The sequence below is a fragment of the Avibacterium endocarditidis genome (genome assembly GCF_002921145.1).
In the GTDB taxonomy this organism is placed as follows: domain Bacteria; phylum Pseudomonadota; class Gammaproteobacteria; order Enterobacterales; family Pasteurellaceae; genus Avibacterium; species Avibacterium endocarditidis.
The window spans coordinates 1-4,148 of record NZ_PQVI01000112.1 but is presented as its reverse complement, the minus strand read 5'-3'; the positions used below and the strand labels follow the sequence as shown (position 1 = coordinate 4,148).

The 4,148-nt window shown below is 36.1% G+C and carries 3 protein-coding genes and 1 pseudogene; 1 reads left to right on the top strand and 3 read right to left on the bottom strand.

The window, feature by feature from the left end; all coding sequences use genetic code 11:
- Positions 1 to 175 precede the first annotated feature (175 nt).
- Positions 176 to 1,060 carry a site-specific integrase gene (locus tag C3Z13_RS08620; RefSeq protein ID WP_245872604.1) on the top strand — a complete coding sequence of 295 codons (885 nt, stop codon included), beginning with the start codon at positions 176 to 178 and terminating at the stop codon, positions 1,058 to 1,060.
- 109 nt (positions 1,061 to 1,169) lie between these two features.
- On the opposite strand, the gene C3Z13_RS08615 is transcribed toward C3Z13_RS08620, so the two are convergent.
- From C3Z13_RS08615 to C3Z13_RS08605, 3 genes and pseudogenes are all read right to left on the bottom strand, one after another.
- Positions 1,170 to 1,664: a restriction endonuclease subunit S gene (locus tag C3Z13_RS08615; RefSeq protein WP_245872603.1), complete on the bottom strand. Its 495-nt coding sequence runs from the start codon at positions 1,662 to 1,664 to the stop codon at positions 1,170 to 1,172.
- Positions 1,665 to 1,779: 115 nt separating this feature from the next.
- Positions 1,780 to 3,314, bottom strand: a pseudogene (locus C3Z13_RS08610) (type I restriction-modification system subunit M).
- 98 nt (positions 3,315 to 3,412) lie between these two features.
- A partial coding sequence (locus tag C3Z13_RS08605; protein WP_219827909.1) for a restriction endonuclease subunit S occupies positions 3,413 to 4,148 on the bottom strand: 736 nt, incomplete at its 5' end.

The following is a 4,148-nucleotide window of genomic DNA, read 5'->3' as shown; positions in this document are numbered from 1 at the left end:
AAAAATCGGTAATCTGTTTAAACAGCTAGATCATCTTATTACTCTTCATAAGTGATAGCCATTAGAAAAAATATAATAAAAACAAAGTGAAAATCTTGCAAAATAGACAAAATCGCTGAATAGTTCTCACATTGTATTGTGTAATTTTCAACCCAATAAAATGGAGGACATCTCTATGCGATTAACTAATCAAGAGCTTTTTCATCGTTATTTCAAACGTTGGATTCGCATTTATAAAGAGGGGGCGATTCGCCCTGTTACGCTGGCTAAATATAAAATGACGCATACCTGGCTTATTCGCCTGGTACCTAAATTAAGGCTATGTGATCTCAACCGAATTAGCTATCAACAGCTATTAAATGACTATGCAAGTAGCCACGAGCGACAAACTGTGATGGATTTTCATCATCAAATTAAAGGGGCAATTTTAGATGCGGTTGATGAAGGATTAGTTATTCGTGATCCTACACGTAAAGCAATTATTAAAGGCAAAATTCCACGCGAGAAAAAACCGAAATATCTCAGCCAATATGAATTACAAACTCTTATTCATCAGCTTAATTTAAGTGAAAAATTAAGTTTTGACTGGCTGATTTTATTGATTGCTAAAACAGGATTGCGTTTTTCAGAAGCCCTTGCGGTTACCCCAAAAGATTTTGATTTTGCACGACAAACATTAACCATAAATAAAACTTGGGATTATAAAAATGACGGCGGATTTTTACCCACTAAAAATCGATCTTCCATTCGTAAAGTTCAGTTGGATTGGCAAACAATTATTCAATTTGCACAATTAATCCGTCATTGTCCTGAAAATATTCCTATTTTTCTGCCAAATCAGGAAAAAGTTTATAATTCCACGATTAATGATCTTATTGCACGTTATTGTAGAAAGGCGGCAATCCCAATTATTACGGTACACGGACTGCGCCACACTCACGCCTCACTGCTGTTATTTGCAGGGGTGTCCATTGCTAGCGTTGCTCGCCGCTTAGGACACGCCAGCATTACCACCACACAAAAAACCCTATTTGCATATTATTCACGAATTGGAAAATAAGGATGTGGATATTGTAATGCGATCGTTATCAAATCTAAATATTACTTAACTTATAGAAAATAAAGGATCTTTCACCGCCCTTTAGGGCGGTGATTTTATCTACTCTCGCTTATGAAGAGTAATTAAGCCGATCTAGCTGTTTAAACAGATTGCCGATTTTTTGTTGTTCTGGGAGAGTGGGGAGAGAAATAGGTATTTCCATAAATATTTTATCTTTTATTGCTATTCTGTCCGCTCTTGCTCCCGAATCACCATTTAATTTCATAAATAAGTGCCATAAATTCGTAGAAAAGAAGGCATCTAGAAAATCAAGATCTATATTTGAAGATACTCTAAAAATAAAATATAAAGGCGACATAACCCCTATTCTATTCAATTGGTTACGCTTTATTGGTCCAACGGGAGCAAGATTGGAAATTCTAGGGTTATACACAAAATCATTTGGTTTAACAATATAGTATCCATTTAGATTCTCAGGGTTAGAAATGTCTTTATCAAAAAAATCTCGTTGAGAGATAACACCAAATTCTGCTGAGTTAGTTAATGTTTCTTGAAATATTCCGTCTTTATTTTTTTCTGTTACCTTAATAGCTATTTTATTCAACTCCCACTTTTCCCAAGCGTAAGGATTTTTGATGATAAAAAAGCCATTTAGAATAATTGGCTAAATGGCTTTTAAATAATGATAAAAACAAAAATCCTAGTTATAAATCAATCAATTAAAGTATTGATTTAACCCCAAGAATGTTTAACTGTTCGTTGATTTCGGCTTCAAGTTGAGCAATTTCTGCTTTATCTTCAGCAATTTTGGCAAGCACTTCATCAAGATCGATTTCTTCTTCTGCTTCGAAGGTATCTACATAGCGAGGAATATTGAGATTGTATTCATTAGCTTGTACTTCCTCTAGGGGGGCAAGTTGAGCGAATTTCTCAATATTTTCGCGTTTTTGATAAGCCTCAACAATGGCGTTAATGTGCTGTTCGCTGAGATGGTTTTGATTTTTGCCTTTCTCAAAGTGTTGGCTGGCATCAATAAATAAAATATCGCGAGAAGTGCGGTCTTTTTTGAACACTAAAATACAAGTTGGGATAGATGTACCAAAAATAAATTTGCCGGTAAACCAATGACTGCATCAATATAATTTTTCTCAATTAATATCTTGCGAATATGTCCTTCTGCCGCACCGCGGAATAACACGCCGTGCGGTAATACGATTGCCATTGTGCCATTGTTTTTTAAGTGGTACAGACTGTGTAAAATAAAGGCAAAATCCGCTTTAGATTTTGGTGCAAGTTTGCCGTATTCGGAAAAACGGGGATCTTTTAATTTACGCTCAGCATTATCCCAGTTGGCAGAATAAGGAGGGTTGGCGACCACCGCATCAAAGCTGCGTGGGCGGTCGATGCCGTCTTTATCTAAGCCGTCTGGCCAGTCGGATTCTAGCGTATTGGCGTTAGATAATGTCATATTGGCAAAGCTGACGCCGTGCATCATTAAGTTCATTCTTGCCAAGTTGTAAGTTGTGGTGGAAAGTTCTTGTCCGTAATACTTGATTGCGCCCTCTTTTTTGCCATTTGGTAAGGCATTTCCTACAGTAAGCAATAAAGAGCCCGAGCCACAAGTTGGGTCGTAAACCGTGAACACATCGTCTGTTTTGGCATCTTGAGTGACAATTCTAGCGAGAATTTGGCTGACGGCGTGAGGGGTGTAAAATTCCCCCCCTTTTTTGCCCGCATTTGCAGCGAATTTGCCGATCAGTTCTTCATAAATTTCGCCTAAAATATCTCTGCCGTTATCGTCTTTGTACTGCACTTCATTAACCAACTGCACTACTTTATTTAACGCTTTCGTGCGGTCATTGGTGTTAGTCCCAAGGCGAGAATCACTTAAATTAAGATCACTAAATATGCCACGGAAATCTTTTTGTGCTTCAGGGTTAATTTCACTATTTTGGTTGAAATTATCAATAAGTGCTTGATAATCACTTGGAACAATCTGATTTTGCTCAATTTTTTGGATTAACGTTGCCCAAGTATCCGCAGGTTCAATGGCATAACCCAAGGTGTTGGCAATATCATTTAAATAATCGTCTAAGCCATCTTGTTGTACGGCTTCGAAATAGGCGTCATTGGCACTTTGGTGCGGTTTAGGCGTAATAATCCCATTGTCAAGCAAATAAGCCTCTTGATGTTCAGAAAGATAGCGGTAAAAAATAAAACCTAAAATATAATTTTTATATTCTGAGGCGTCCATATTGCCGCGTAAGTCATTTGCCATTGCCCAAATTTGGTTGGTGATATTTGAGATAGTTGTCATAAAAACTCCGTAAAATAAATTCTTTAACTTAAAACTTAAACAAACATTTGCTGTAATAAGGCTTTTTTCAAAAGCTGATAATGCTCGTGCTGTCGCTTATGAAGAGTAATAAGGCGATCCAGCTGTTTAAATAGATTGCCGATTTTTTGTTGTTCGCTTTTATTACGGGGATATGATATGAAAGTCTCCGATATATTTGATTTACTAATAGATAAGACTTTAATGCCTTGAAATAATTTCCTAAGCTGTGAACGATAAGAATTGGAATTCAAATAATATCCCATAAAATAAGGGGCTATGCGAGTTTGTGATCTAAATGCCATAGTATGTAAACCTGCAACAATAGGCTTATTGTCTAAGTTTATGATTTCTATGGCTTTGCCAACGCTATTATCTTCAGCGGTATCAGCAATCACAATATCACCATTTCTTAGAAATTTATCTACATAATCCTCTTCTCTTGCATTAGAAATATAGGGAATTATGTCTTTATCATTATTCAAATCAACTATTGAACCATATTTAATCAATATATCGCCATAATGAATATTATGTATCATTCCCTCTTTCAAAGTTAATTCACTTCTTGATAGCGTATTGTTAGAAATAGATTTATTAAAGAAATTTTTGAACTTGCACTTTTCCCAAGCGTCAGTAAATTCAGGAAAACGAATTTCTGGAAAATCTGCTCCATTTTTCGGGAACATTTTTTGCAAAAGTGCTTTTTTTAGCAAGATTACATCGTCCCACTTACGCTTATGAAGAGTAATA